The sequence below is a fragment of the Mycobacterium sp. 1245801.1 genome (assembly GCF_001673055.1).
In the GTDB taxonomy this organism is placed as follows: Bacteria; Actinomycetota; Actinomycetes; order Mycobacteriales; family Mycobacteriaceae; genus Mycobacterium; species Mycobacterium europaeum_A.
The window spans coordinates 22,087-47,292 of the sequence record NZ_LZKY01000171.1 but is presented as its reverse complement, the minus strand read 5'-3'; the positions used below and the strand labels follow the sequence as shown (position 1 = coordinate 47,292).

The window sequence follows — 25,206 nt, the reverse complement described above, 5'->3', positions numbered from 1 at the left end:
CGGTTTGCGCGGCATGCGCCAGCGCGTCGAGCTGCTCGGCGGGGCCATCGACGTCGGCCCCACCCGCGACGGGTGGTCGGTGTGCGCCGAAATACCGCTGCAGGAAGGCGATACCGCCTGGCGGCCAGGGTGGTGCAGGGCGTGATCGACACCGTCCCCGAGGTCGCTGTGCTGCTCGTCGATGACCAGGACCTGGTGCGGTCGGGCCTGCGCCGGATCCTGCGCCGCAAGGACGGTTTCGTCATCGTGGCCGAGTGCGCCGACGGAGACGAGGTGCCCGCCGCGGTGGCCGAGCACCGGCCCGACGTCGTCGTGATGGACCTGCGGATGCGCCGCGTCGACGGCATCGAGGCGACGCGCAGGCTGGGTGGCAGGCCGCCGGTGCTGGCGCTGACCACCTTCAACGAGGACGAGCTGTTATCGGGGGCGCTGCGCGCCGGTGCGGCCGGCTTCGTGCTCAAGGACTCGTCGGCCGAGGAGTTGATCCGCGCGGTGCGGGCCGTCGCCAGGGGCGACAGCTATCTCGATCCCGCGGTGACCTCGCGGGTGTTGACCACCTACCGCAAGGCCGCTCCCGGGCCGCGCGGCACGGCGATCGGTGAGCTGACCACCCGCGAACTCGACGTGTTGACGTTGATCGGGCAGGGCCTGTCCAACACGGAGATCGCGAATCAACTGTGCATCTCGGGCGTCACGGTCAAGAGCCACATCGGCCGGATATTCGGGAAGCTCGATCTGCGCGACCGTGCCGCCGCGATCGTCTACGCCTACGACAACGGCATCGTCGCCCCGCGCTGAAGACCTACAGCGGCGCCGATTGCTCGGCCAGGTTCAGCATGACGTAGGCCATGCACATGAGGAAGTTGAGCACCACCATGATCAGGCCGGCGAGCATTAGCGACCGGGTACCGCGTTGCCTGAGCCGCTTGTAGCGCGCGGCACGCAATTCGCGGTCGAGCCGGATCGCGATCAGCGCGAAGTTCACGTTCATCAGCTCGTGGGCGGCCAGCGGCGCACCCTCCAGCATTTGGCGCAAGCGCTCCGGTGCCGTTCGAACGCCCACCCGCTCGAAGCTCTGGCTCAGACGTAGCGCCCGCCGCCGGCGGAGCGATTCATATGGCAGCCGAAGCCGCCGCGCAAGTTGCCCTCGATCGTCCCCCCAGGGGTAAGACGGGGTCATCACAAGCGGGATTCTAAATCGCCCGGCGCCACTTTTGCGCTGCGAACACGAATTATGTTGGGACAGATCACTTCGCCGCACCGCCGCTCATTTGCTGGGAGGCCGGTAGGTCGAGATAGCGCTCCAGGTTGCGATGCATGTTGATCACGCGGCGCTCCTCGCTGGACAACACCAAGTGAGTGAAGCCGGGTTGGTGCATGCCGCGCTGCAAGCCGGGCAGCACCGCGATGTCTTGCGTGAGCACCACCCCGGGCTCGGCCGACTCGGCGGCCATGCGGACATCCGTCGGCTTGGTGTGCGGCGCGCCCGGCGGCATGCGGGTCATCAAGAACATGACCAGCTCACCCTTGTCGGGCGACGGGTCGGCGGCGGGGCGCGCGCACATCACGGTCAGGTGGTCGGCGTTGGCGAGAAGCGTCATGTTAGGAAACACGTTGTACTGATGCAATCGGGTCATTCGATCGGTGTCAGCCCAGTTGAGATCCACGCCGCGGGTTGCGGCGAACGCCCGCGTTCGGTCGGCGATCAGGTCGGCAACCGTCTGCCCGGGCCTCCGTTCCTCGGCGGGGAAGGGGGTGCCTTCGGCCGCGCCCATCAGCGCGCCCTGCGTATAGACGTAGGCGTCCCAGACCTCTTCGTCGCTCAGCGCACCGTCAAACCGTGGGCTCTGCACACCGTAGGGCTGGTCCGATTTCCCGGTGTGCCCCCAAATCCGTTGCGGTGCATGGATGTCGTCGACGCAGCGCAGCAGTTCGGGATGCAGGGTCTGGATGTGGTAGGTCTCGCTGTATCCGTCGGCGATCGTTTTCCAGTTGGCGTCGACCTCGACGGTCAGGGTCGCATAGCAGTGGAAATCCTCCAGGTGGCACCAGGCGATGTCGTCGGGCACCGCCTCCAGGTACTCGATCAGGGACACCGCGCCCGGGTCGAGGGTGACGAAGACGAGCCCCGCCCAGGTGTCGACGCGCGCCGGCAGCAGCGGAAAGTCGGACATGCGCAGCCCGCCGAAGCCCTTGCGGTTGGGCACCCGTTTGAGCGCGCCGGCGAGGTCCCACGTCCAGCCGTGATAGCCGCATTTGAGTTCGTGCAGGCCCGAACCCGATCCGGTGCACAGCGAATTGCCGCGGTGCCGGCAGACGTTCTGGAACGCGCGGAGCACCCCGTCGTCGTCACGGACGATGAGCACCCCATAGGGGCCGCAGCGGTATTCGAAATAATCACCGGGCGCCGCGACGTGGTCGAGCATGCAGGCCAGCTGCCACACCCTCGGCCACATCCGCTGCGACTCGAGCGTCGCGAAGGCGGGGGAGTAGTAACGCTCGGCGGGCACCAGCGTCGGGCACTCCGGCGGGGCGCCGATGGCGTCCTCGTCGCGGGTCCGCGCCGGATTGCCGGCCGCCGTCGCCATCGCGGGAGCTCTTAACGCGCTCCGCGGACCAGGCGGCCGGGGCGCGCCCCGGTGTCGACGTCGTCGCGGCGGGTCACCGTTCCGCTGACGATGGTCGCGGCATAACCGCTGGCCCCCTGCAGGATTCGGTTGCCGCCGGCGGGCAGGTCGAACGCCATCGCGGCCGGATGCAGTGTCAGCGCGTCCATGTCGATGACGTTGATGTCGGCCTTCTTGCCCGGTTCGATGGTGCCGCGGTCGGTGAGGCCGAACAGGTGCGCGGTGTCGCGGGCTTGCTTGCGGATCACGTACTCCAGCGACAGCTTCTCGCCGCGGTGCCGGTCCCGCGCCCAGTGCGTGAGCAGGAACGTGGGATAGGAAGCGTCGCAGATCATCCCGCAGTGGGCGCCGCCGTCGGATAGTCCGAGAACGCCGGCGGGGTGCAGCATCATCTCGCGGATCGCGTCGTGGTTGCCGTCGGCGTAGTTGAACAGCGGCAGCATCAGCATGTTGGTCGCGTTCGACTCCAGCATGAGGTCGTACAGGGTGGACAACGGGTCCTCGCCGCGGGCCTCGGCGATGGCCGCGACGGTGCGGTCCGGGGTGGGCTCGTAGTCCGGCGGATTGCCCAGGGCATACAGCCGTCCCAGCGAGTGCTGCACCAGGGCGAACATGCCGTCGAACAACAATGTGGGGTCGGGGGGCAGGTCGTCCTCGGCGAGGATCGCCGCCTTCACGGCGGGGTCGGCCAGCCGCTGTGCGAGCTCGTCGCGGCTGCATTCGGCCTTCAGCCGGCGATAGGTGGGCCGGTGGCTGAACCCGTGATGACCTTGGAAGCCGATCATCATGCCGAAGGGGCGCGCCGCGATCTGCGGGTAGAGGCGGGCGCCCGCGGCGTGCGCGTCCGCGGACAAGTCCAGCATCTCCCGCCACAGCTTCGGGTCGGCGTCCACCTGGATCAGCGCGAAGGACACCGGCCGGTCGATCTCGCCGCTCAGTCGCCGCATCCAGTCCAGTTCCTTTTTCGGGCCGATGATGTCCTCGCCCGCGGCGCCCTGCGGGGCCAGCTCGAACACCGCCTGGCCGCCGGCCGCCATCGCGCGGCCGAGGCCGAACAGCTCTTCCTCGGCGGCGAAGGTGCCCGGCACCGGCTCACCGTCCATCGCGCGGTGGCCCATCGTGCGCGACGTGGAGAAGCCGAGCGCCCCGGCCTCGATCGCCTCGCGGACCAGCCGGCCCATCGCCTCGATGTCCTCGGGGGTGGCCGGTTCGTTGCGCGCGCCCCGCTCGCCCATGGCGTAGGCGCGGACGGCGCCGTGCGCGACCTGGCTGCCGACGTCGACGGCGAACTTCTGCTTGTCGACCGCGTCGAGATACTCCGGGTAGGTCTCCCATCCCCAGGTGATGCCCTCGGTCAACGCGGTCCCGGGGATGTCCTCGACGCCCTCCATCAGCTCGATCAGCCACTGCTCGGTGCCGGGCCGCACGGGCGCGAAGCCGACGCCGCAGTTGCCGGTCACGATCGTGGTCACGCCGTGGCCGCTGGAGGGCTCCAGCAGGCTGTCCCAGCTGACCTGACCGTCGTAGTGGGTGTGGATGTCGACGAATCCGGGCGCCACCACGCGACCTGTCGCATCGATGGTTTCGGCCGCCTCGCCGGTCAGCGTGGGGCCGTCGGCGGAGCGGCGAACGACGTCGACGATCTTGCCGTCCTTGATGCCGATGTCAGCGAGAAAGCGTTGCGCGCCCGTGCCGTCGACGACCGTGCCACCGATGATCTTCAGGTCGAACATGAGACTTCCCTTCGCCGGGTCGCGGGCTGTCCCTGGCGGGCTGAGCGCGAGGCACGCCGGATTTCGCTACGGTAGGTAGCGTAACTCTTGGCGCGACGAAGGCAATAGCCCCGGCCGAATTGGTCCGCCGTCAGAGCGAGCCCTTCAGGGCGTCGACGGTTTCCAGATCATCGAGTGCCGCGACGCCGCGCCGCAGGCCTTCCATCGCAATGACTTCGAGCTGCATGCCACCCATCCCGGTGGTGATCAGCGGGGCGACGTATGCGTACAACGCGGCCTGGCGGAACCGCAGCCACAGGTCGTCGCGGTCCAGCTCGGGTCCGCCGGCGGCGATCAGCGCCCGCCGGTAGTCGTCGAGGAGTTCGCGCTGGTTGGCCTGGCGGTCCTCCGGCGTCAGGCTGGTGATCAGGGTGTAGGCCAGTTCGCGCGACGGGTGTCCACGGCGCACCGCCTGCCAGTCCAGCAGCCCGGCCTTGCCGCCGTGGAAGTACATGTTGCCCGGGTGGGCATCGCCGTGCATGACGGTATGTGGGGGAGTGTCGATGAGCGCCGCGACGGCGCGGTAGTTGTCGGCGATGAACTTGCCGTTTTCCACCGGGATCGTGGTCCGCTCGGCCAGCCGCTTGATGGAGGTGTGCATGAGCGACCCGGTCAACAGCGACGTGACGTCGCCCGACGGGGTGTACAGCCAGCCCATTGGCCCGCGCCCGTCGCGCGGCAGCCGCCCCCAGAAGGTGGCGTGCAGTTCGGCAAGCAGCTCGACGATCAGGCCGGCCTGGTCGGCCGACAGCGGGTGCAGCGTGTCGGGGAACTCGCACGACTCCGCCGGCAGGTCCTCGAGGACCAGCAGGTATCGGCCGGTCCACGGGTCGAACGCCGTGCCGTGGCAGTAGGGGACGCCGATGACCTGCGGCGCGAGCTCCCGGTAGAAGCGGACCTCGGTGTGTCCCAGGCGTCCGAGCTCGCCCATCAGCCGGGTGGCAGCGGCCTGCGCCGCGACCTTGACGAACACCGAGTCGGGGACCTCCCTGCCGGTCAGTACCAGCCGGCCACGCGAGGAGGTGCCGGCGTCGCGGCTCAGCACGCGGATGGATCGAACGGTGGTCCCCATGACCCGGGACAGGGTGGCGGGGTCGATGTCCTCGACCGTCCGTGGCAGGCCGAATCGGCCTCCGACCACCGCGTCGGTGGCCACCCGCCCCGCACCGCGGCCCAGGTGAGCGGCTAAGCCGAGGATGGAAAATGCTTGTCCCACAGGAGTTTTCATGTCATCCATCCTGATTTGCGAGCCGGCCGCAGTACTGCGCGCTTAACACCAGCGGCGTCGGACAAAATCGATCGAACGTCTGGACATCAGACAATATACGATTATTGTCTGATCTGTGGCACCAAGGCCCTCACCACGAACTGCTCGACGAATTCTCGTTTGTCCGCGGCGGGGCGAAATCGCCACGAGGGCGCCAGCAGAAACAGCGTCGCGGTGTGCAACCACTGGACGATCGACCGGAAATCGACGTCGGGGTAGAGCAGCCCCGCCGCTTTCCATCGGTCCAACAGCGGCCCGTAATGCCGCAGCAGCAGCTCCACGATCGGTTCGGAACCCTTCTCGAGCGCCGACGCCACCGCGGTGCTCTCGGCGGCGAACAACGCTTCGTTCAGCGCGTTGCCGTCCACCGATTCCACCCGCGCCAGCACCATCTCCGGCACCGATCGAACCGGGTCGTCCGGGGCGGGCAGCGAGCGCACCAACTCGGCGAGCGCGCTGTCCACACGCGACAGCATCAGGCCCAGCAGGACGTCATCGCGGCCCGGGAAATACCGGTACACCGTCGACCGCGAGACGCCGGCCTCGTCGGCCACCTCGCCCATCCGGAACTGGGTGTTGCCGCGCCGGACGATGCAGCGGCCGGCGGCATCCAGGATTCGTCGACGGGCCTCCTCGTCATCGAGGATCGCGCGGTCGTCGCCCCAGCGCCGGCTCGGTTCCATGGCGGCGATGTTACGGGATGCGTTGTGCTGCTTTGTTATCTGACGCGAGCAGAATCCGGCCCAGCCTGAGCCGCTAACGAATCCTCCTGCAGCACAACGTGCCAGCGAGCCAGAAAGGGCCATCGATGGGGTACTCCGCGGCGGACGAGTCTTTCACCCACCAGCTGCCGACGACGTTCGACCAGGTGCACGACACCGATCCGACGTGGTCGGATCGGTGCTACTTCTTCGCCGCGTCGCCGGACGGCACCATGCTGTTGGCCAGTGGCTACGGCAACAACCCGAACACCGCCAGCGGGTTGGGTTACGTCAAGGTCAGCGTCGCCGACGGCCGGCACTGGGACCTGTTGTCCGGTCGGCCGGTATCAGGCGATGACCGCGCCGAGCTGCGCGCCGGGCCGATGCGCTGGACCTGCGTCGAGCCGCTGAAGAAGTGGCGATTGGACATCGAGCCCAACAACTCCGGAATCGAATGGGAACTCTATTACGAACCCACCGCCCCGATGTGGGAGTTGTTGCCCATGAAAGTGCATGGCAAGAACGGCGAACTGCTCGCGGACATGTACCACATGAAAGAACCCGGCCGGTGGAGTGGTTGGGTGCAGATCGACGGGGAACGCATCAGCGTCGACGGCTTCCACGGCGGACGTGACCGGACCTTCGGGGTGCGGATCTCCGACAAGATCGACTTCTGGCTGTGGCTCGACGCCGGCTTCGGCGACCATGCCATCGAAGCGTGGATCATCGAATCCTCCGATGGCGCGGTCAATTACGTCGACGGCGGCATCACGCATGCCGACGGGACCTTGTCGAAGCGATTCGTCAAGATCTCCCACGAGGTCGAATTCGACGGCGACCGCAAGCGGCCCACCCGCGCGGTGCTCGTCTTCACCGATGAGGACGGCGAGGCCCATCGGGTGATCGCCGAGGCGCCGCACCTCGAGGTCAACGCCTATTACGGGCTGCCGATGGCGCACTGCCAGTACGAGGACCTGGGCGGCGGCGCATACTTCATCCATTTCACCTGGGACAGCAGCGATCCCGAGCAGCTGACCGAGACAGAGGGCAAGTCGATGGCCCTGGACCAGCTGATGCGGTTCGAACGGGGTGGCGAGACCGGTTGGGGCATCTTCGAATTGCTGCTGGGCGGCCAGGGTTATCGCCGTTACCCCAACTGGGCGGCGATGGACATGTCCGCATTCACCCAGGACAAAACCCCGGTCGATCGACTGCCCGCGGATGACGCGGGGGTGCGCCAATGACGCTGGGCGAGGAGTTGCAACGGCGGCTCGGTGGCTGGCTGCGCACGCAGCTGCCGGACGCCGACGACGTCCGTCTCGAGGGCGTCGACCGGGTGAGCTTCGGGCACTCGGCCGAGATGATGACACTGCGCGTCGTCACCCGCACGGATGGGCGCGACGACCACCAGGACGTCGTGTTGGGGCTGCGCCCGCGGCCACCGGCGCTGTTGGAGCCCTACGACCTGGCGCGCCAGTTCCGGATTTTGCGAGCCCTGGCCGAAACCCCGGTCCGCGTGCCGCGAGCGCTGTGGCTCGAGCCCACCGGCGACATCCTCGGCAGGCCGTTCTTCGTCATGGAACGCGTCGACGGCGACGTCTACGAAATGGAGCCGCCGCCCGACGCCGACCGTGCTGTGGTGCGAATGTGTCAGAGCCTGGTCGAACAGCTGGCCGCCATCCACACGGTCGACCTGAGACGGACCGGGCTGGACACCCTCGACGACGGCTCGGACCATCTGGACCGCGAGCTCGCGCACTGGGCCGCGGAGATGAACCGGGTCAAGCGCGACCGCCTGCCCGCCCTGGAGCGGCTGCACGAGGCCCTGCTCGCCGCCAAGCCCGCGCCGTACCCGAAGGTCACACTGGTGCACGGGGACGCCAAACCGGGCAATTTCGCCTTCTCCGGCGGCGAGGTCAGCGCGGTCTTCGATTGGGAGATGACGACCGTCGGTGATCCGCTGACCGACATCGGGTGGCTCGAAATGCTGTGGATGCAGCCGGTCGGGATCACCAGCCACCCCGCGGCCCTTTCCATCGATGAGCTGCTCGCGCACTACGAGTCGGCCAGCGGCATCACGGTCACCGACCGGCCCTGGTATCGGGCGTTCAACGCGTTCAAGATGGCCGTCATCTGCCTCATCGGCGCGATGCTCGTGGAGGACGGGCACAGTGCGGACCAGAAACTCGTGCTGGCCGCTTACGGCACCTCATTGCTGACCAGCGCCGGGCTCACCGAGCTAGGAATCGACGAAGCCCTCGACGACGGTCCGGTGCTGCCGCGGGAAGAACGCATCCAGCAGGTGCTGGCGGGCTGATCAGGCGTTGACGTCGGTCCACGTCAACGTGACGCGGGTGCCCTGCGGCGTGGGCTCGATGACCACGGCGTCGGCGAGCACCTCCATCAGCGGAATGCCGCGGCCGCGCCGCTGCTGCTGGCGCTGCACCGGCACCTTCTGTCGCCAACGGCCGCGGTCGTCGACGGTCACCGCGAGGGTGTCGGCATTCGCGTCGTAGGCTGCCCGCACGTCGAGCGTGCCGCGCTCGGCGGCGTCGACGTAGGCGAATTCCGCGGCGTTGGCGATCGCCTCGTTCACCGCCAGCAGCAGATCGCTGAACCGGTCGTCGTCAAGGGAGAAGTACCGCTCGAGCCACGCCGCGAATTCGGCGCGGGTGCGGGCCGCGCTGCGCGCGTCGGCGACCACACGCGTCCGTACGAAGCGGGATCGGTCATCGATGTTGGACACGTTCTGCGGCTGGTCAGCGCGTCCCGTCATTCCCAGTTGCATTGCCACCCTGTCGACGCTCACTCACCAGCGATGCCGCTCAGCGCTCCGTCCAGACTGCTGTAGAGCGAGAGCACGCTGTCGATACCCATGAGTTTGATCGGCCTGCTGGTGGCCGAGCCATTGGCGACCACCGCGAACTGCGTCGGCGGCTCGAGCTCGGCCTGCGCGGAGACCAGGACCGTCATCCCGGCCGACGCCAGAAAACCGACTTTGGACAGATCGACGATCAAGGCCGCGGGCTTGGTCGCCAGCGCGGTCTGGATCGCGTCGGCCAGCAGCGGCGAGCTGAGCATGTCGACTTCGCCGGAGACGCTGAGCACGACCGCCTGGTCTACCTGGTGTTTGCCCACTTCAAAAGCGGTTGGATCGACTAAGTCGCCGGTTTGTTCGCCCATGGTCTATCACTCACATTCGGTCCCTTGCGGGACACCGCTAGCCTTCTGAACAGCCACTGCCGTATCCGGGGGCTGTTTATTCAACCCCGCGGGAACACGCTTGCCTACGGAGGAGACGCACCCCGTCGATCTGCGCTGGTAAATGCAGATACAGCTACAAGTGTTTAGTCAATGGTAGGACACGCGGCGTACCACGCTCAAAACGCTGAACGATTTCGGGCGCCGCGACGTAGTCCGGATGTGCGTGACGGCCAGCCTAGAAGTTGCACGGGCCAACGGCCCGTGCGTGAATTGCTTCCACCTGCCTCGCTCTCGGCCCGCGTGGCGTGGCCTGCAGAAATGGGAAGGACGGTCGGCCGTGGAACCCGGTGATCGCGGCGGCGAGCAACACAGCGGCGAGCGGCCCGACGATCCCGGAGAAGACCCGCGCACGGCGTCGACTTCCGGTGCGCTGAACCGGCGGCGCGCGCTGCTCGGCATGGGCGCGGTAGCCGGCGCCGCCGCGGTCGACGTCGGTGGCTTCGCCTATGCCGGTGCCTGGCTACGGCCCGGCACGCTGACGCCGCCCCGATTCACCGATCGCTTCGAGCACGTCTATGGCCGCCACGCCGGGTTCCGGCGAAACCACGCCAAAGGGCTCAGCGCCACCGGCACGTTCGTCAGCACCGGGGCGGCAGCGGGGATCTGCCGGGCCGCGGTCTTCGCGCCCGGAAGCGTTCCCCTGATCGGCCGGTTCTCTCTGTCCGGTGGGTTGCCCGACCAGGCCGACAAGCTCGACACCGTGCGCGGGCTGGGGCTGCTGTTCGACGGGCCCGCCGGGCGGCAGTGGCGCACCGCGATGATCAACCTCCCGGTCTTCCCGGACAGCACCCCGCAGGGGTTTTACGACCGGTTGCTGGCGTCCAAGCCGCTGCCCGGCACGAGCAAGCCCGACCCGCAGCAGATGGCCGCGTTCCTGCAACGCCATCCCGAGACCGCCGCGGCCATGCGGATCATCAAGCAGGCGCCGCCGAGCACGGGATTCGCCGACAGCGCCTTCCATGCGCTTAACGCCTTTCGGTTCACCAACGGCGCCGGCGCGACGGTGCCGGTGCGCTGGTCGGCGATTCCCCAGCAAGGCGCCGACGTGGCGGCCCTGCCCGCCGGGCCGCCGGCCAAGGACTACCTGTTCGACGCCCTCATCCGGACGCTGGCGCGCACCCCGCTGACCTGGCGGCTGATGCTCACCGTCGGCGAGCCGGGGGACCCGACCAACGACGCCACAAAACCGTGGCCGCCGGGACGGCGCACCATCGACGCCGGCACCATCACCATCTCCGCGGTCCAGACGGAGGACGCCGGCAACGCGCGCGATATCAACTTCGACCCGCTGGTGCTGCCGGACGGCATCACCGCCTCCGACGACCCGCTGCTCGCGGCGCGCTCGGCGGTGTACGCCCGTTCATTCGGTCGCCGCGCCGGTGAGCCCAAAACGCCCAGCGCAGTCGGCGTCGAAGCGGTCCTGCAATGACTGAGGCGACCGTCGCGCCGCGGTTCACCCTGCTTTCGCGCGTCCTGCACTGGCTGATGGCCCCGATGGTGATCGCGCAGTTGCTCATCGGCGTGACCATGGTCGCCGCCCTGGGCCTGTACCCACGACTGCTGGCCATCCACCGGCCGCTGGGCCTGCTGATCCTGGCCTTCGCCCTGGTCCGGCTGGTGAACCGGCTCAGGCACCGGCCACCGCCGTTTTTGGCCACCATGAGCAAGACCGAACGCCGCGTCGCGACGGGATCGGAGTACCTGCTCTACGCCCTGCTGCTCGTGCAGCCCCTGACCGGGTGGGCCATGCTGTCGTCGGCGCGCTTCCCGATCACCCTGCTCGGGCCCGTCGCGCTGCCCGGCATCGCACCGCACAACGTCGACGTCTTCGCGGTCCTGCGCGAGTGCCACGGCGCCTTCGCGCTCCTGCTTTTCCTCGCGTTTACCGCCCACATGACGGCGGTACTCTTCCACACGCTCGTCTTGCGCGACCGGCTCCTCGACCGCATGGCGGTGTGGCGCAGCAAGCCGCCACCCCGCAGCCAGACCGAGGCGCAGACCGACGTCGCAGTCTGACGACCTGCCTGCTCGGGCCCAAAGTGGCCGAATATGATCGGCACGATTCGGACTTGAGCGCGCGGTCACCGGCCGTGGGCGCCGTGCCCGTGAGGGCCATGAGGAACTGGGAGAGTTCAATGTCGAACCAGCAGCAAGCGGAGCGGATGACGGCGGGCAAAGGATTCATCGCGGCGCTCGACCAGAGCGGCGGTTCGACGCCCAAGGCGCTGCGCCTCTACGGCATCCAGGACGACGCCTACTCCTCCGAGAAGGAGATGTTCGACCTCATTCACCAGATGCGCTCGCGGATCATCACGTCCCCGGCGTTCACCGGTGACCGGGTGCTGGCCGCGATCCTGTTCGAGCAGACCATGGACCGCGAGATCGCGGGCAAGCCGTCGACCACCTACCTGTGGGAGACCAAGGGCGTGGTGCCGATCCTCAAGATCGACAAGGGCCTGGCCGACGCGTCCGACGACGTCCAGCTGATGAAGCCGATCCCGGGCCTCGACGAACTGCTGGACCGGGCCGCCGGCCTGGGCGTCTTCGGGACCAAGGAGCGGTCGGTGATCGGCGGTGCCAACCCCAAGGGCATCGCGGCGGTGATCGCCCAGCAGTTCGAGCTGGGCCATCAGGTGCTCTCGCACGGTCTGGTGCCCATCATCGAGCCCGAGGTCACCATCTCGATTTCGGACAAGGCCGAGGCCGAGGGCATCCTGCGCGACGAGATCACCAAGCAGCTCGACTCCGTGCCGGACGGTCAGCGCGTGATGCTCAAGCTGAGCCTGCCCACCGAGGTCAACTTCTACCGTCCTCTGATCGAGCACCCGAAGGTGATGCGGGTGGTCGCCCTGTCCGGCGGTTACTCCCGCGAGGAAGCCAACGACCTGCTGGCCAAGAACACCGGGCTGATCGCCAGCTTCAGCCGCGCGCTGACCGAGGGCCTGACCGTCGACCAGTCCGACGAGCAGTTCAACGCCACCCTGGACAAGGCGATCCAGTCCATCTACGACGCTTCGGTGGCCGGCTGAACCTTCCTGCGGGCCCTCGGTCCTGGTAGTAGCGGGACCACCCGAACGGCGCCCATCGGCGCTAGGGTCACTTCATGCGCGATCAGCAAGCGCTGGCGACGTTCCTGCGGGCACGGCGCGGCTTGTTGAAGCCCGCCGATGTCGGCCTTGTCGGGGGTGAACGCCGGCGGGTGGCCGGCTTGCGCCGCGAGGAAGTCGCGATGCTGGCCGGCATCAGCGCCGAGTACTACCTGCGGCTGGAGCAGGGGCGCGAGCGGCAGCCTTCAGACCAGGTCCTCGAGGGGCTCGCCAGCGCGCTGCAACTCAACGACGATGCCGCCGAATACATGCGGACCCTCACCCATCCCGCCCCCCGCCGACGGCGTCCGGCGGCAGCGAAGGTGGACCCTAGCCTGCAGGGGCTGCTCGACACCTGGCATCTGACTCCCGCTTATGTGCAGGACCGTCATATGAACATCCTGCTGGGCAACTCGATGGCGCGGGCGCTCATTCCGTACTTCGCGCCGGGCTCCAATCATCTGCGGTTCATCTTCTTGGACCCCGAGTTGCGCAAGTGGCTTCGTAATTGGGACGAGGTCGCCGGCATTCTGGTGTCCTGGTTGCGCTTCAACATCGCCGAGGAGAGTCCCGGCGATCCGGAACTGCAAAAGCTAATCGGCGAGTTGAGCATCGCCAGTCACGACTTCCGCACGCTGTGGGCCCGCCAGGACGTCAAACAGAAGACCAGTGGCATGGGGCTGATAAATCACCCGCAGGTGGGCCCGCTCGACCTGCACTACCGCGCCTTCGTTCTTCCCGAAACACGGCAGGCGCTGGTCACCTACTACGCGGAAGCCGGTTCACCGTCGGAAGAGCGGCTGCGTCTGCTCTCCAGCCTCGCGCAGCCCACAACGTAAGCCCTGGGCGCCATGCGCTCCTAGCGCGCGCCAATTGAACTGCAGCGCGGGCTATCTCGCTTCACGTCGCCGCGCTGCCTAGCCGCCGCGCTACCAGGAACGACGGGGCCTGGATGCGCCCTGGAGCACCCGACATGCTGATTGCAACAAACCGACGGCCAAGGAGCAATCGACGGTGGGCATGGCATCTGCACAAACCAATTCGGCGGCGGCGCAGGACTTTCAGGCGCGGGTGCGGGCAAATCAGCAGCGCCTCACGGGCGAGCTGAAACCGTGTTACGACTTCATCGTGTGCGGAGCCGGGTCGTCGGGTTCGGTCGTCGCGGGGCGCCTGGCCGAGAATCCGGAGGTCAGTGTGCTTTTGGTGGAGGCGGGCGGCGATGACGACGTACCGGCCGTCACCCAGGCCAACCAGTGGCCCTACAACCTCGGCAGTGAACGCGATTGGGGCTTTCGTGCCGTACCGAACCCGCACATCAACGGGCGGTCCATTCCGATGTCGATGGGCAAGGTGCTGGGTGGGGGATCCAGCATCAACGTCATGTGCTGGGCGCGCGGCCACAAGAACGACTGGGACTTCTTCGCCGACCAAGCCGGGGATCCGGGCTGGGGCTACGACGCAGTTCTCGACATCTATCGCCGCATCGAAGACTGGCATGGCCCCGCCGATCCCGCCTACCGGGGCACCGGTGGACCGGTGTTCGTGCAGCCCGCTCCCGAACCGAGCCCGCTGGCACCGGCCACGCTATTGGCCGCGCGTTCGATCGGGATTCCCACTTTCGAAAATCCCAACGGGCGCATGATGGAAGGGCCCGGCGGGGCGGCCATTGAAGATATCCGCGCGCGCAACGGCAAGCGGGAGTCGATATTTCGTTCCTACACGTATCCGCTCATGGATCGGCCCAACCTGACGGTGCTCACCGAGGCCCTCGTGACCCGGGTGGTCTTCGATGCGAACCGCGCTACCGGGGTCCAGATCCGGTATCGCGGGTCGACGCTCGTCGTCGGCGCCGAGTGCGAGGTGGTGCTGTCCCTGGGGGCCATCCATACCCCGAAGGTGTTGATGCAATCGGGGATCGGCGACGAGGGACAGCTGCACGCCTTCGGAATCCCTGTGCGCCAGCATCTTCCGGGTGTGGGCCGCAACTTCCAGGACCATGTGGCTATCCACTGCGTGTGGCAGGACCGGGTGCCGCTGCCGCCGCGCAACACCATGTCGGAGGCGACGGTGTATTGGACCATGTCGGATGCCGAGACGCCGGACGTGTTCATCTGCCAGGCCGAGGTGCCGATCGGCACCGACGAGACGATTGCCAGATTCGGCCTCCCACAGTCCGGTTGGACGCTGTTCGCCGGTGTGGCACACCCGAGGAGTCGTGGACACCTCCGGCTGACCGGACCACACCCGGATGATCCGATCCGCATCCACGCCAATACTTTTGGTGATCCCGACGACCTCAAGGCCGCGTTAGCCGCGGTGGAGTTGTGCCGCGAACTCGGGAACTCGCAGGCCCTGTGCCCGTTCGTCAGCCGGGAGGTGACACCCGGCAGCCTGAAGGGCCGTGACCTCGAGGGCTTCGTCCGCGACGCCGCGACTAGTTACTGGCATCAGAACGGTACGGCCAAGATGGGCCGCGATTCGGATGCCGTCGTCGACGCATCACTGCGCGTCTACGGGATCGAGAAGCTGCGCGTCGCCGACGCGTCGGTGATGCCGGGAATCACCACCGGCAACACCATGGCGCCCAGCGTGATCATCGGCGAGCGCGCCGCCGCGATGCTCGTCGCGGACCACTCCTAGTAGCGGTGCCGGGCCATGCGCGGGGGCCCGGAGTCACCGTCGTCGGAGACCAGTGCGGGCACCATCTCGCTGGTCACCAGGCCCTCGTGTCGGGTCGCTTCGTCGATGACGGCGAAGGATTCGGCGATGTTGGCCGGCGTATCGATCACCACGGTGACGACGGGAACCCGGCGGGTCAACGAGAGCAATCCGTCGCCGTGGGGCGGGTGGTCGCCGTGGAACCCCCAGACGCCGCGCAGCACGGTCGCGCCGTCGACGGTCTTGGCTTGGCGCAGCCGCTGGACGATCGCGCGGTGTATCGGCACACCCGCATGGTGCGCCGATTCCGTGGTGTAGATCGTCAGCTGCTGGAACAGCGGCAGGCCGCGCTCGTCGACGCCGGGCAGGGCGTGCGGCCGCTCCAGAAACCGGCCGTCGCGCTTGCACACCCGGACGCGTTCGACGGTGAACAGCGGCCTGCGCAGCAGTTGGCCGAGCTCCGGTAGCACCCGACCGATGCGCTCGCCGGAGCCGACGACCACGATCATCATCGGCACATCGGCGTTGCGGCCAAAGAAGTTCGCGCGCTGGCGTTCTCCGTGTGCGACGCCGTCCACCCCGAGCAACACCGTGGCGCCGGCCAGGCCGCGCCGGTGCATCAAGTCGCACAGCGCGATGTAGGCGGGCGAGCCGTCGACGCGCTGCTTGCGCCCGACGTAGATCGTCAACTTGACGGCGTCGCGCAGATCCTCGGGTAGCCGCGGCGACCCGATGTCGTCGTGCAGCAGCCGAGCACGTTCCAGGGTCACCAGGCCTCGCTGCTTGACGCTCAGCACCGGGTCGAGCAGCGCCTCGATCTTCGCTCGCGTGTCGACCGCGATGATCGCCACGGGCGGGTCCTCGGACAACGTCAGCGACTCGTCGGTGCGCAGATAGTGACCGGTGCCGAACCCGCCGATGCCGCGCAGCAGGACGCCGCAGGCGATTCGGTGCCGCGCGTACAGGCCGAGCAGCACATCGGAGACGAAACTGTCCCCGGTCCGCCTGCGCTCGGCCAGATAGGTGGTGAGCTTCAGGCAATCGTCGTCCATCGCCGCTCCCGTCGCCCTTGCGCCGAGCCTACCGTTCGCAGACGTCAAGCGTCGCAGCGGTGTTCGGTGTGACCTACCTCAGCGCAGCTGCTCGGTGGGCACGCCGTAGCGGCCCTGGTAGGCGCCCACTCGCTCACGCACTTCGACGGCGTCCAGCCCGGTGTCCGCCCAGGTGTATCGGCTGCGCCCGCCGTCCGAGGGGTGGGAGGCGAGGAAGTCGCGCATCTTCTGCTCGGCATCGGGGCGCAGCTCGCGGTCCATCCGCTGGTAGATGTCCTTGATCGTGGTCCAGGGGTCGTTCATGAAGTCGGCGAACTGCACGTCGATCACCCGGTCCGCGGGCACGGCGCCGCTGTCCCGCAAGGCCATCTCGCGCTCCAGGCCGACGATGATCTCCTCGTAGGACTGGGCCGCGCACTCGGTGATGCTGGATTCGTCGCTGCACATCCGGCGCAGGTGATGGGTGAGCGCGGCGATCGACGATATGACGTTGAGTGGGTCGCGGTGGGTCTGCACGATCAACGCGTCCGGGTATTCGGTCAGCAGCGCGTCGAGCTGCCAAAGGTGCGCCGGTGACTTCAACAACCACTGCCCGGGGACGCCAGACTGCAAGTGCTGCAAGAAGATCCGATGGAAGCGATAGGCGCCGGCATGGTCGGCTTCGTACATCAGCCAACGGTAGTAGCTCGGCAGCCGATACTGCACCGAGAAGATCATGCTGACGAACTCGGCCGCGGTGATGCGCACACACTCCTGGCCGACCAGCGCCCCCATCGGGTGAAAGGCCAAGAACCCCGGCATGATCTGTTCGGAAAGGTCGATGCCGGCCTGGGTCTGGGCGATGCGGGGATCGCTGTGATAGGTCTCGGGCTGCGGCACCGGACAGGGCTCGTCGACCTCCCACGTCAGCGGCGCGCGCAGCTCGGGATCCTGGGCGAGCAGGTCGTAGAGAATCGTGGTGCCGGTGCGCGGCTGGCCGACGATGAAGATCGGCGCCTTGACCTCCTCGCGGGAGACCTCGGGATGTTCTTTGCGCCAAGCGATTACGCCGAGCCGGTTCTTCAGCGCCCGCATCAGGTCAAGGTGGGCGATCTCGACACCGATGTCGGATAGCCGGGCGTCGTTGATCAGCCCGTCGGTCACCCGGTGCAATCCGGGCCGCCAACCCTCGTCGCCGAAGTCGTCGCTGCCGACTTCGTCGCAGGCGGCGGCGATCAATCGTTCCGGAGCGAAGCGGTCCTGCAATGTCATTTCCGCTCCTCGGCCTCGCGCACGGACACGGTGACCTCGGGCGGGCTCGGATTGTCCAGCCAGCGCACGACGATGAAGCCGCGATGCCGGCCACCGGTGTCGAGCCAGTGGCCAAACCCGAAGTCTTCGGCCGCGATTGCGATCCGCACCCGCCCGTCGGCGTCGGGCTGGACGCCGCGGTTGGTCACCGAGCTGTGCCGGCGAAGCGGCTCCAGGCATTCGTGCCAAATGCTTTCCAGCGTGACGTTCCAGTACCGGGTGTCGGGCGGGACGATGTCCAGGACGAGGGCCTGACCGGGTTCGAGCCGAAAGGTGCCCATCATGTACAGGTTGTCCGGCGTGGTGTCGGCCGCACCCAGGTCGGCGGCTTGGGCGGTCAGCAACGTATTTGGCGTGTGCAGGAGTTCCGGCTTGATGGTGCGGTGCAGGGTCGCGAGTTTCATCAGCGACCATGCCATCGCGGTGAATTGGTCGGCGAGCCCGTCGTCGGTCAGCGTCGGCACGGGCCCGGGGTCCAGCGCCTCGATCCGCAGCGTCGCCAATTCCTCGTTCGACCGGTCACCGATGTATTCCCGGACGACCACCGACGAGGCGTCGTCGGGGACCTTCACCCACTGAGCGCCGGCCAGATCGGCGGGTTCGTCGGCCGCGAGCACGAGCGTGAACTCACCGGAGTCGAGCGCCAGGTCGACGTCGCTCAGGTAGGCCGCCATCCGCCGCGGGGTGAGTCCGGTCCCGGCCAGGATCTGGAATCCCAGGTAAGCGCTGGAGCCGCGGGTGCCGGTGATGCGGTAGCGGCGGTCGCCGCGAATCATCGCCAGGTAATACTTGCCGTCCGGGTTGGGGCCCCCGACCATCCGGTTCTCCGAGCACATATCGAAGAACGACGGCCGCTCGGGGTCGGATTCGACCGTCATCTGCGCGCACAGCGCTAACACCCGGGCGACCACGCGCAGACCCTCGGCCAGTTCCCGCGCCGACTCGGCATCCTCGGTCACGATCTTGGTGACGTCGGCCAGCATCTGCTGGAAGAACTCCCACGCGGCGCGCGCCTTAGGGGCCGGCTGATCGGACGAAGCGGTGATCTGAGACATTGTCTCATACTAAGACTATGTCTTACGATTGTGGGGACGATTCGCAGGAAACAGGTGGGGACATGTCAAGTGCAGCGTCCGCTACGCCGTCGCTGGCCCAGCGCAAGCGTGCGGCGATGCGCCAGCGCATCGCCACGGCGGCCGCCCAGCTGGTCGCCAGCCGGGGTCTGGCGGGGGCCACGGTGGACCGCATCGCCGACACCGCTGACATTGGCCGGGCAACGTTCTTCCGCTACTTCAATTCCAAGGAAGACGCCGTCGCCGAGGGCATGAACGCCCACTGGCTGGACCGGATCACCGCCGCGCTGGCCGCCCAACCACCGCAGCTGACCGCCATCGAAGCGGTAGCCGGCGCCTTCGGTGAGCTCGCCCGTGGCTTCGCCGAGATCGAAACGCAGATCCGCGAATTGGCCACGCTGACAAGGTCATCCGACACGCTGGACGCGTGGACGCTGCATATCTATGTGCGCTATGAGCTGGCGATCGCCGAGCTCATCGCGCCCCGCATGCCCAACCTGACCCCGCAGGACCCGCGGCCACGCCTGATCGGGGCGCTGGCGATGGCGGCGGTGCGCGTCGCGCTGGACGACTGGCTGAGCCACGGGGGTTCGTTGCCCGACCGGGTGCGCCGGGGCCTGGCCGCGGTGTCGGTCGGCTGACGCGCGACGGTCAGGCGACGGTGAGCGCCTCCACGATGAGCCGGGTGGTCCGTTCGGCGCGGCGGCGCGAGTAGGGCTGCGCGCCGGAAAGGATCGGGTACACCACCCCACCGACGATGGCATCCGCAGCCGATTCCGCGGTGGCCTCGTCGATGCCGTCGGCCCGGAGCCGGGCCCGCACGCTGTCGTGTAGCGGCGCACTGAATCCGGCGCGCAGCTTGACGGCGGTGTCCTCGTGTTCCATGCAGGCCACCGTCAGCGTGCGCAGCATGGCCGAACCGCGCGGCGTCGTCAGGCTGGCGAACAACTTGCCCACCCAGCCCTCCAGGTCGGCGGCCAGGTTGCCACTGTGGTTGACCGACGCGAGCAGTTTGTCGGCATCTTCGAGCATCACGTCGGCGACCAGCGCGGGGCGAGTGGGCCACCATCGATAGATGGTCTGCTTGCCCACCCCGGCGCGCGCGGCGACCGCCTCGATGGTCAGCCCGTCGAAGCCGCGCTCGAGCAGCAGTTCTCGCGTGGCGGTGACGATCGCCGTGCGCGACTTCTCGCTGCGCCTGCGAGGCGAGCCCGCCGCCGTGTTCACCGCGTCGAGATCGGTTGGCATCTGGTGGTCCTCGCTTCTGCGAACTCAGATCGAACGCCCCTCGCGGGGATCGGGTGCGCTTTACATATCCCGAATCGCCCCGGTAGTCTGCCACAAGACGAGACGGTCCGTCTTGTAACGAAAGGATAGCAGTCGGTGCGGCCAACGCCAGTTATCGCTCGGCCGTCCTCGTGAGTCTGGGACTGAGTCCGGAGCAGCAGGAGCTCAGCGACGCCGTCGGACAATTCGCCGCCCGCCATGCCCCCATCGCCACCACGCGCGACAGCTTCGGCGACCTCGCGGCCGGACGCGTCCCCGAATGGTGGGATGCTCTGGTTGCCAACGGGTTCCACGCCGTGCATCTGCCCGAAGACCTCGGCGGCCAAGGCGGGGAACTGATCGACGCCGCATGCGTTCTGGAATCGGCGGGCATTTCGCTGCTCCCCGGCCCGCTGCTGCCGACGGTCAGCGCCGGAGCCGCCACACTGCTCGCCGATCCGACGCCGAGCGCCCAGTCATTCCTTCGGGACCTGGCAGCCGGCGCCACCGCGGCGATCGTGCTACCCGGGGACGGCTTCTCGGCGCGCCTCGACGGCGGCAACTGGCGGATCAGCGGAGCTTCACCCGTCACCCTCGGGGTGTGCGCGGCGCGAACGATCCTGCTCGGGGCCCATACCGATGACGGCGACATAGTCTGGGCGCTGGTGGACACCGAAACCCCCACGGCCACAGTCGAACCCGTAATCGGCACCGACCTCGTCGCCGACGCCGGCATCCTGCGGCTCGACGACCACAGCGTCACCGACACCGAGGTGCTTACCGGCCTCGACAGCGAGCGTGCCCGCTGTGTGGTCGTGGGGCTCGTCGCCAGCACGACCGCCGGCATCGTTGCGTGGTGCCTGCGGACCGTCACCGCGCACCTGCGCATCCGCGAGCAGTTCGGCAAGGTGATCGGCACGTTTCAGGCGTTGCAGCACAACGCGGCGATGCTGTTGGTGAGCAGCGAGTTGGCCACCGCGGCGGCCTGGGACGCGGTCCGCGCCGTCGGCGAATCACTCGACCAGCATCGGATCGCCGCGGCCGGCGCGGCCGTGATCGCGATCTCGCCCGCGCCGGACCTGGTGCTCGACGCGTTGACGATGCTCGGCGCCATCGGTTTCACCTGGGAACACGACGTGCACCTGTACTGGCGGCGAGCCATCAGCCTGGCGGGATCGATCGGCCCGGCGAATCGCTGGGCGCGACGGCTGGGGGAGCTGACATGCACCCAGACGCGCGACATGTCGGTCAATCTCGGCGATGCGGAGGCCGAATTCCGTTCCTGGGTGGCCGAAACGCTGGATGCGGCCCTGCAGTTGAGCAACGACAAACCAGCACCGCACGGTGACTACGCCGACCAGGCGTCGGGGCCACAGCGCACGTTGCTCGCCGACGCCGGTCTGATTGTGCCGCACTGGCCGGCGCCGTGGGGCGTGGATGCGGGCCCGTTGAAGCAGCTCATCATCGACGAGGAGTTCGCCAAGCGGCCCGGGCTGGTTCGGCCGTCGCTGAACATCGCCGAGTGGATCCTGCCCTCGGTGCTGGCCGCCGCGCCAAAAGAGTTGCAGGAGAGGTTGATTCCGCCGACCCAGCGCGGTGACATTCACTGGTGCCAACTGTTCAGCGAGCCAGGGGCCGGTTCGGACCTCGCGTCGCTGGCCACCCGGGCCACCAAGGTCGACGGCGGCTGGCGGATCAACGGCCACAAGATCTGGACGTCGCTGGCCCAATACGCCGACCTGGGTGCACTGCTCGCCCGCACCGACCCCGAAGCCAGCAAGCACCGCGGCATCGGCTATTTCATCCTCGATATGCGTTCCCCCGGGGTCGAGATCCAGCCGATCAAGACGGCGACCGGGCAGGCGCACTTCAACGAGGTGTTCCTCAACGACGTCTTCGTCCCCGACGAGATGCTGCTGGGCGGACCCACCGACGGCTGGAGCCTCGCGATCGCCACGATGGCCGAAGAGCGCACGGCCATCAGCGGATACGTCAAGTTCGACCGGGCCGTCGCCCTGCGCCGGCTGGCCGCGCAACCCGGACCCGATCGGGACGACGCGTTGCGCGAGCTCGGCGAACTCGACGCCTACACCAATGCGATCAGGGCGCTCGGGGTGCGGGAAACAATTCGGCTGCTCGACGGCCAGGCGTCCGGCCCGGCGTCCAGCATCGCCAAGGTCGCGATGAATGTGCTGCTGCGCCGCACCTTCCAGGCCACGCTGCAGCTGACCGGGCAGGTCGCGATGGTCGACGACCCCGACGCCGCGGTCGTGGAACCCTACCTGCACCTGCCGGCCGAGCTGATCGGAGGCGGGACGAGGGAGATCCAGCTGAACATCATCGCGCAGATGATCCTCGGACTACCCCGAAAGTAAGGCACAGCATGGGATTACGCGGAGAAGCCGCGATCGTCGGATACGTCGAGCTGCCGCCCGAGCGGCTCAACAAGGCCTCGCCCGCGCCGTTCGTCCTCGAGCAGTGGGCGGAGCTGGGCGCCGCCGCGCTCGAGGATGCCGGCCTGCCGGGAGATGTCGTCAACGGCATCGTGGCGTCGCACCTGGCCGAGTCGGAGATCTTCGTCCCCTCCACGATCGCCGAATACCTCGGTGTGGGAGCGAGATTCGCCGAGCACGTCGATCTGGGCGGGGCCAGCGCCGCGGCCATGGTGTGGCGCGCGGCCGCGGCCGTCGAGCTGGGGATCTGCGACGCGGTGCTGTGCGCGCTGCCCGCCCGCTACATCACGCCGTCGTCCAAGAAGAAGCCCCGGCCCATGGTCGACGCCATGTTCTTCGGCTCGTCGAGCAACCAATACGGCTCGCCCCAAGCCGAATTCGAGATCCCCTACGGCAACCTCGGCCAGAACGGACCGTACGGCCAGGTGGCGCAGCGCTACGCCGCGGTCTACGGCTACGACGAGCGTGCGATGGCCAAGATCGTCGTCGATCAGCGCGTCAACGCCAATCACACCGACGGCGCGATCTGGAAGGACAAGCCGCTGACCGTCGACGACGTGCTCGCCAGCCCGGTCATCGCCGACCCGCTGCACATGCTCGAGATCGTCATGCCCTGCGTCGGGGGCGCCGCGGTCGTCGTCGCCAGCGCCGACGTCGCCAGGCGGTCGCGCAATCGCCCGGTGTGGATCAAGGGATTCGGCGAACACGTGCCGTTCAAGACCCCGACGTACGCCGAGGATCTGCTGCACACCCCGATCGCCGCCGCGGCCGATACCGCGTTCGCCATGACCGAGCTGAGCCACGAACAGATGGACATGGTGTCGATCTATGACTGTTACACCATCACCGTGCTGCTGTCCCTGGAAGATGCCGGCTTCTGCGAAAAGGGCAAGGGCATGGAATTCGTCGCCAACCACGACCTGACCTTCCGCGGCGATTTCCCACTCAACACCGCGGGCGGGCAATTGGGCTTCGGCCAAGCGGGTTTGGCCGGCGGAATGCACCACGTCTGCGACGCCACCCGCCAGATCATGGGCCGCGCGGGCGCCGCGCAGATCGCCGACTGCAACCGGGCGTTCGTGTCCGGCAACGGGGGCATCCTGTCCGAGCAGACGACGCTGATCCTGCAAGGGGACTGAGGAGATGAATTTCGAACGGCCCATGCCCGTCAAAACGCCCACCAGCGCGCCGTTTTGGGATGCGCTCGGCGAGCATCGCATCGTCATCCAGTATTCGCCGTCGCTACAGGCCTATGTGTTCTACCCGCGAGTGCGCGCGCCGCGCACCCTGGCCGACGACCTGGAATGGCGCGAGATTTCCGGGATGGGGACGCTGTACTCCTACACCGTCGCGCACCGGCCGGTCAGCCCGCATTTCGCCGACGCCGTGCCGCAGTTGCTCGCCATCGTCGAATGGGACGAGGGCCCACGGTTTTCCACCGAGATGGTCAACGTCGACCCGGTTCGCCTCAGGGTCGGAATGCGGGTGCAGCCGGTGTTCTGCGACTACCCGGAGCACGACGTGACGCTGCTGCGTTACGAGCCCGCCGACTGAGTCAGGTCGACGACCGCACCACGAGGTGGGCGATGTCGGTCAGCTCCGGAGACGGTGGGGCGGGATGGCCCAGCCGCTCGAATACGGCGGCAAGGGCGGCGTCGGCGACCGCGCAGGGATCGAATTGCACAGTGGTCAGCGGCGGAGTGCTCACCATGCCCATCGGGCTGGCGTCGACGCCCATCACGGCGAGGTCCCCGGGACAGCGCAGCCGTGCTTGGTGGATACCGTAGAGGACCAGGCAGGCGATCTCGTCGCTCTGGGCGCATACCGCGGTCACCCCCTCGCCCACCCAGGCGCTGACCACGTCGGCGGCGTTGTCCAGGGTGACCTCGTCGACGCGCACCGGCGGCAGGTCGCGCGACTGCGCCGCGCGTGACACACCCTCGAACCAGTAGTCACCCAGCGGGCGCCACCGGGCAATCCCGGTGTAGGCGAACGCGATTCGGCGATGACCACGCTCGACCAGGTGCTCGACGCGCATCTCGCCCACCGACAGGTGCGGGTTCTTGAGCGCGGGCAATGTCCCGATCTCGATATGGGGGATACCCGCCTTCGTCACCGCTTGACGGGCGGCCGCACTCAACGGGAACAGGCTGGTGATCGCGACCGGGTCGAGATTTTCGATCGCGTCGACCAGATGCTGGTCGTCGTCGGTCTCGAAGATCTGCACCTGAAGAAAACCCTCGCGGGCCAGTGCGGTGGTCATGTGACTGCCGGCCTGCATCGGCATCTCGCCCACGGCCACGTGTGGGACCACGTAGAGCACCACACCGCTTTTGCCGCGCGCCAGGTTGCGGGCGGCGAGATTGGGCCGGTATCCCAGCAGTTTGGCCGCACGGTACACCGCATCGCGGGTTTCGGGGGAGATGCGCCGGCCCTGCGCGTTGTTCAGCACATAACTGACCGTGGCGGTCGACACGCTGGCCAACCGAGCCACGTCGGCGGTGGTCGGACGCGCAGCCTTATTGTTGCTCAACTTCCGTCACCTTCCCGGCCGGTCATGCCCCATCGTGGCACGCGGCGGCAAAGCGCATCGCGCGATGCCGCGTGGGGAGTTCGCACGCAGCGCCACCGCTTGGACTAATAGTCTTTATGCGAAGACCGAACGGCAATGATCTGTCAGCGATGAACCGGTACCGC

General features: G+C 67.8%; 24 protein-coding genes and 1 pseudogene. 13 read left to right on the top strand and 12 right to left on the bottom strand.

What is annotated here, in order from left to right:
* Together A5622_RS29110 and A5622_RS11090 are read left to right on the top strand one after the other, a co-directional pair.
* Nucleotides 1-145, top strand: a pseudogene (locus A5622_RS29110) (two-component sensor histidine kinase); the annotation flags it as partial.
* Entirely contained in the window at nt 142-798 is a 657-nt protein-coding gene (locus tag A5622_RS11090; protein ID WP_066861989.1) for a response regulator transcription factor, read from the top strand. The pseudogene A5622_RS29110 and the gene A5622_RS11090, both read left to right, overlap by 4 nt.
* A 4-nt stretch (nt 799-802) precedes the next feature.
* Here the strand turns inward: A5622_RS11090 and A5622_RS11085 are convergent, their stop codons facing one another.
* From A5622_RS11085 to A5622_RS11065, 5 genes are all read right to left on the bottom strand, one after another.
* Nucleotides 803-1,063 carry a hypothetical protein gene (locus A5622_RS11085; RefSeq protein ID WP_066861940.1) on the bottom strand — a complete coding sequence of 87 codons (261 nt, stop codon included), beginning with the start codon at nt 1,061-1,063 and terminating at the stop codon, nt 803-805.
* Between the two features lie 184 nt (nt 1,064-1,247).
* The gene (locus A5622_RS11080) at nt 1,248-2,588 is read right to left on the bottom strand and encodes an SRPBCC family protein (RefSeq protein ID WP_066878496.1); all 1,341 of its coding nucleotides are present in this window, start codon (nt 2,586-2,588) and stop codon (nt 1,248-1,250) included.
* Nucleotides 2,589-2,599: 11 nt separating this feature from the next.
* Complete coding sequence (locus A5622_RS11075; RefSeq protein ID WP_066878494.1) at nt 2,600-4,360, bottom strand: amidohydrolase family protein; 1,761 nt, start codon at nt 4,358-4,360, stop codon at nt 2,600-2,602.
* A 130-nt stretch (nt 4,361-4,490) separates the two neighbouring features.
* Nucleotides 4,491-5,627 carry a phosphotransferase gene (locus A5622_RS11070; protein WP_066878492.1) on the bottom strand — a complete coding sequence of 379 codons (1,137 nt, stop codon included), beginning with the start codon at nt 5,625-5,627 and terminating at the stop codon, nt 4,491-4,493.
* A 101-nt stretch (nt 5,628-5,728) separates the two neighbouring features.
* The gene (locus tag A5622_RS11065; protein WP_066861958.1) at nt 5,729-6,349 is read right to left on the bottom strand and encodes a TetR/AcrR family transcriptional regulator; all 621 of its coding nucleotides are present in this window, start codon (nt 6,347-6,349) and stop codon (nt 5,729-5,731) included.
* 125 nt (nt 6,350-6,474) lie between these two features.
* On the opposite strand from A5622_RS11065, the gene A5622_RS11060 reads away from it, so the two are divergent.
* Both A5622_RS11060 and A5622_RS11055 read left to right on the top strand, forming a co-directional pair.
* Nucleotides 6,475-7,611, top strand: coding sequence for a hypothetical protein (locus A5622_RS11060; RefSeq protein ID WP_066878490.1), 1,137 nt, complete (start codon nt 6,475-6,477; stop codon nt 7,609-7,611).
* On the top strand, nt 7,608-8,684 hold the full coding sequence (locus A5622_RS11055) for a phosphotransferase family protein (protein WP_066878488.1): 1,077 nt from the start codon (nt 7,608-7,610) through the stop codon (nt 8,682-8,684). The genes A5622_RS11060 and A5622_RS11055 overlap by 4 nt, the downstream gene beginning before the upstream one ends.
* Here A5622_RS11055 and A5622_RS11050 read toward each other — a convergent pair whose 3' ends face one another.
* On the bottom strand, nt 8,685-9,113 hold the full coding sequence (locus A5622_RS11050; RefSeq protein WP_082984634.1) for an ATP-binding protein: 429 nt from the start codon (nt 9,111-9,113) through the stop codon (nt 8,685-8,687).
* A gap of 59 nt (nt 9,114-9,172) precedes the next feature.
* Nucleotides 9,173-9,550, bottom strand: a complete 378-nt coding sequence (locus A5622_RS11045) for an STAS domain-containing protein (protein ID WP_066869897.1) — start codon at nt 9,548-9,550, stop codon at nt 9,173-9,175.
* A gap of 358 nt (nt 9,551-9,908) precedes the next feature.
* Here A5622_RS11045 and A5622_RS11040 point away from each other — a divergent pair, with 358 nt between their 5' ends.
* From A5622_RS11040 to A5622_RS11020, 5 genes are all read left to right on the top strand, one after another.
* Nucleotides 9,909-11,060, top strand: coding sequence for a catalase family peroxidase (locus tag A5622_RS11040; protein WP_369829234.1), 1,152 nt, complete (start codon nt 9,909-9,911; stop codon nt 11,058-11,060).
* Nucleotides 11,057-11,647: a cytochrome b gene (locus A5622_RS11035; protein WP_066869900.1), complete on the top strand. Its 591-nt coding sequence runs from the start codon at nt 11,057-11,059 to the stop codon at nt 11,645-11,647. The genes A5622_RS11040 and A5622_RS11035 overlap by 4 nt, the downstream gene beginning before the upstream one ends.
* 119 nt (nt 11,648-11,766) lie before the next feature.
* Nucleotides 11,767-12,660, top strand: coding sequence for a fructose bisphosphate aldolase (locus A5622_RS11030; protein WP_066869952.1), 894 nt, complete (start codon nt 11,767-11,769; stop codon nt 12,658-12,660).
* 74 nt (nt 12,661-12,734) lie between these two features.
* Nucleotides 12,735-13,556, top strand: a complete 822-nt coding sequence (locus A5622_RS11025; RefSeq protein ID WP_066869903.1) for a helix-turn-helix domain-containing protein — start codon at nt 12,735-12,737, stop codon at nt 13,554-13,556.
* Nucleotides 13,557-13,737: 181 nt separating this feature from the next.
* Nucleotides 13,738-15,357: a GMC family oxidoreductase gene (locus A5622_RS11020; protein ID WP_082994569.1), complete on the top strand. Its 1,620-nt coding sequence runs from the start codon at nt 13,738-13,740 to the stop codon at nt 15,355-15,357.
* Here A5622_RS11020 and A5622_RS11015 read toward each other — a convergent pair.
* The 3 genes from A5622_RS11015 to A5622_RS11005 form a co-directional block, all read right to left on the bottom strand.
* The gene (locus tag A5622_RS11015; RefSeq protein WP_066878482.1) at nt 15,354-16,427 is read right to left on the bottom strand and encodes a DUF190 domain-containing protein; all 1,074 of its coding nucleotides are present in this window, start codon (nt 16,425-16,427) and stop codon (nt 15,354-15,356) included. The two genes, A5622_RS11020 and A5622_RS11015, sit on opposite strands and share 4 nt — an antisense overlap.
* 78 nt (nt 16,428-16,505) lie before the next feature.
* Nucleotides 16,506-17,678, bottom strand: a complete 1,173-nt coding sequence (locus tag A5622_RS11010; protein ID WP_066878480.1) for a sulfotransferase — start codon at nt 17,676-17,678, stop codon at nt 16,506-16,508.
* Entirely contained in the window at nt 17,675-18,772 is a 1,098-nt protein-coding gene (locus A5622_RS11005; RefSeq protein WP_066878478.1) for a DUF1214 domain-containing protein, read from the bottom strand. Before A5622_RS11005 ends, A5622_RS11010 begins: the two co-directional genes overlap by 4 nt.
* Before the next feature lie 62 nt (nt 18,773-18,834).
* On the opposite strand from A5622_RS11005, the gene A5622_RS11000 reads away from it, so the two are divergent.
* The gene (locus A5622_RS11000; RefSeq protein WP_066869916.1) at nt 18,835-19,431 is read left to right on the top strand and encodes a TetR family transcriptional regulator; all 597 of its coding nucleotides are present in this window, start codon (nt 18,835-18,837) and stop codon (nt 19,429-19,431) included.
* 10 nt (nt 19,432-19,441) lie between these two features.
* Here the strand turns inward: A5622_RS11000 and A5622_RS10995 are convergent, their stop codons facing one another.
* Entirely contained in the window at nt 19,442-20,038 is a 597-nt protein-coding gene (locus A5622_RS10995; RefSeq protein ID WP_066878476.1) for a TetR/AcrR family transcriptional regulator, read from the bottom strand.
* Between the two features lie 170 nt (nt 20,039-20,208).
* Here A5622_RS10995 and A5622_RS10990 point away from each other — a divergent pair, with 170 nt between their 5' ends.
* Genes A5622_RS10990 through A5622_RS10980 form a run of 3 tightly spaced genes read left to right on the top strand, consistent with a single transcriptional unit; the run spans nt 20,209 to nt 24,063 of the window.
* On the top strand, nt 20,209-22,431 hold the full coding sequence (locus tag A5622_RS10990) for an acyl-CoA dehydrogenase (RefSeq protein ID WP_066878474.1): 2,223 nt from the start codon (nt 20,209-20,211) through the stop codon (nt 22,429-22,431).
* Nucleotides 22,432-22,439: 8 nt separating this feature from the next.
* Nucleotides 22,440-23,648 carry a thiolase family protein gene (locus A5622_RS10985; RefSeq protein WP_066878472.1) on the top strand — a complete coding sequence of 403 codons (1,209 nt, stop codon included), beginning with the start codon at nt 22,440-22,442 and terminating at the stop codon, nt 23,646-23,648.
* A gap of 4 nt (nt 23,649-23,652) precedes the next feature.
* Nucleotides 23,653-24,063: a Zn-ribbon domain-containing OB-fold protein gene (locus tag A5622_RS10980; RefSeq protein ID WP_066878470.1), complete on the top strand. Its 411-nt coding sequence runs from the start codon at nt 23,653-23,655 to the stop codon at nt 24,061-24,063.
* Nucleotide 24,064: 1 nt separating this feature from the next.
* On the opposite strand, the gene A5622_RS10975 is transcribed toward A5622_RS10980, so the two are convergent.
* The gene (locus A5622_RS10975) at nt 24,065-25,042 is read right to left on the bottom strand and encodes a LacI family DNA-binding transcriptional regulator (protein WP_156749100.1); all 978 of its coding nucleotides are present in this window, start codon (nt 25,040-25,042) and stop codon (nt 24,065-24,067) included.
* Between the last annotated feature and the right edge of the window lie 164 nt (nt 25,043-25,206).

What these genes read in the sequence shown, in the direction of transcription:
- A5622_RS10995 (WP_066878476.1), bottom strand. Translation starts at nt 20,038, where the DNA reads ATGCCAACCGATCTCGACGCGGTGAACACGGCGGCGGGCTCGCCTCGC.
- A5622_RS11060 (WP_066878490.1), top strand. Translation starts at nt 6,475, where the DNA reads ATGGGGTACTCCGCGGCGGACGAGTCTTTCACCCACCAGCTGCCGACG.
- A5622_RS11010 (WP_066878480.1), bottom strand. Translation starts at nt 17,678, where the DNA reads ATGACATTGCAGGACCGCTTCGCTCCGGAACGATTGATCGCCGCCGCC.
- A5622_RS11000 (WP_066869916.1), top strand. Translation starts at nt 18,835, where the DNA reads ATGTCAAGTGCAGCGTCCGCTACGCCGTCGCTGGCCCAGCGCAAGCGT.
- A5622_RS11075 (WP_066878494.1), bottom strand. Translation starts at nt 4,360, where the DNA reads ATGTTCGACCTGAAGATCATCGGTGGCACGGTCGTCGACGGCACGGGC.
- A5622_RS11035 (WP_066869900.1), top strand. Translation starts at nt 11,057, where the DNA reads ATGACTGAGGCGACCGTCGCGCCGCGGTTCACCCTGCTTTCGCGCGTC.
- A5622_RS10985 (WP_066878472.1), top strand. Translation starts at nt 22,440, where the DNA reads ATGGGATTACGCGGAGAAGCCGCGATCGTCGGATACGTCGAGCTGCCG.
- A5622_RS11020 (WP_082994569.1), top strand. Translation starts at nt 13,738, where the DNA reads ATGGCATCTGCACAAACCAATTCGGCGGCGGCGCAGGACTTTCAGGCG.
- A5622_RS11065 (WP_066861958.1), bottom strand. Translation starts at nt 6,349, where the DNA reads ATGGAACCGAGCCGGCGCTGGGGCGACGACCGCGCGATCCTCGATGAC.
- A5622_RS11045 (WP_066869897.1), bottom strand. Translation starts at nt 9,550, where the DNA reads ATGGGCGAACAAACCGGCGACTTAGTCGATCCAACCGCTTTTGAAGTG.
- A5622_RS11015 (WP_066878482.1), bottom strand. Translation starts at nt 16,427, where the DNA reads ATGGACGACGATTGCCTGAAGCTCACCACCTATCTGGCCGAGCGCAGG.
- A5622_RS11070 (WP_066878492.1), bottom strand. Translation starts at nt 5,627, where the DNA reads ATGAAAACTCCTGTGGGACAAGCATTTTCCATCCTCGGCTTAGCCGCT.
- A5622_RS11030 (WP_066869952.1), top strand. Translation starts at nt 11,767, where the DNA reads ATGTCGAACCAGCAGCAAGCGGAGCGGATGACGGCGGGCAAAGGATTC.
- A5622_RS11055 (WP_066878488.1), top strand. Translation starts at nt 7,608, where the DNA reads ATGACGCTGGGCGAGGAGTTGCAACGGCGGCTCGGTGGCTGGCTGCGC.
- A5622_RS11080 (WP_066878496.1), bottom strand. Translation starts at nt 2,588, where the DNA reads ATGGCGACGGCGGCCGGCAATCCGGCGCGGACCCGCGACGAGGACGCC.
- A5622_RS11025 (WP_066869903.1), top strand. Translation starts at nt 12,735, where the DNA reads ATGCGCGATCAGCAAGCGCTGGCGACGTTCCTGCGGGCACGGCGCGGC.
- A5622_RS10980 (WP_066878470.1), top strand. Translation starts at nt 23,653, where the DNA reads ATGAATTTCGAACGGCCCATGCCCGTCAAAACGCCCACCAGCGCGCCG.
- A5622_RS11005 (WP_066878478.1), bottom strand. Translation starts at nt 18,772, where the DNA reads ATGTCTCAGATCACCGCTTCGTCCGATCAGCCGGCCCCTAAGGCGCGC.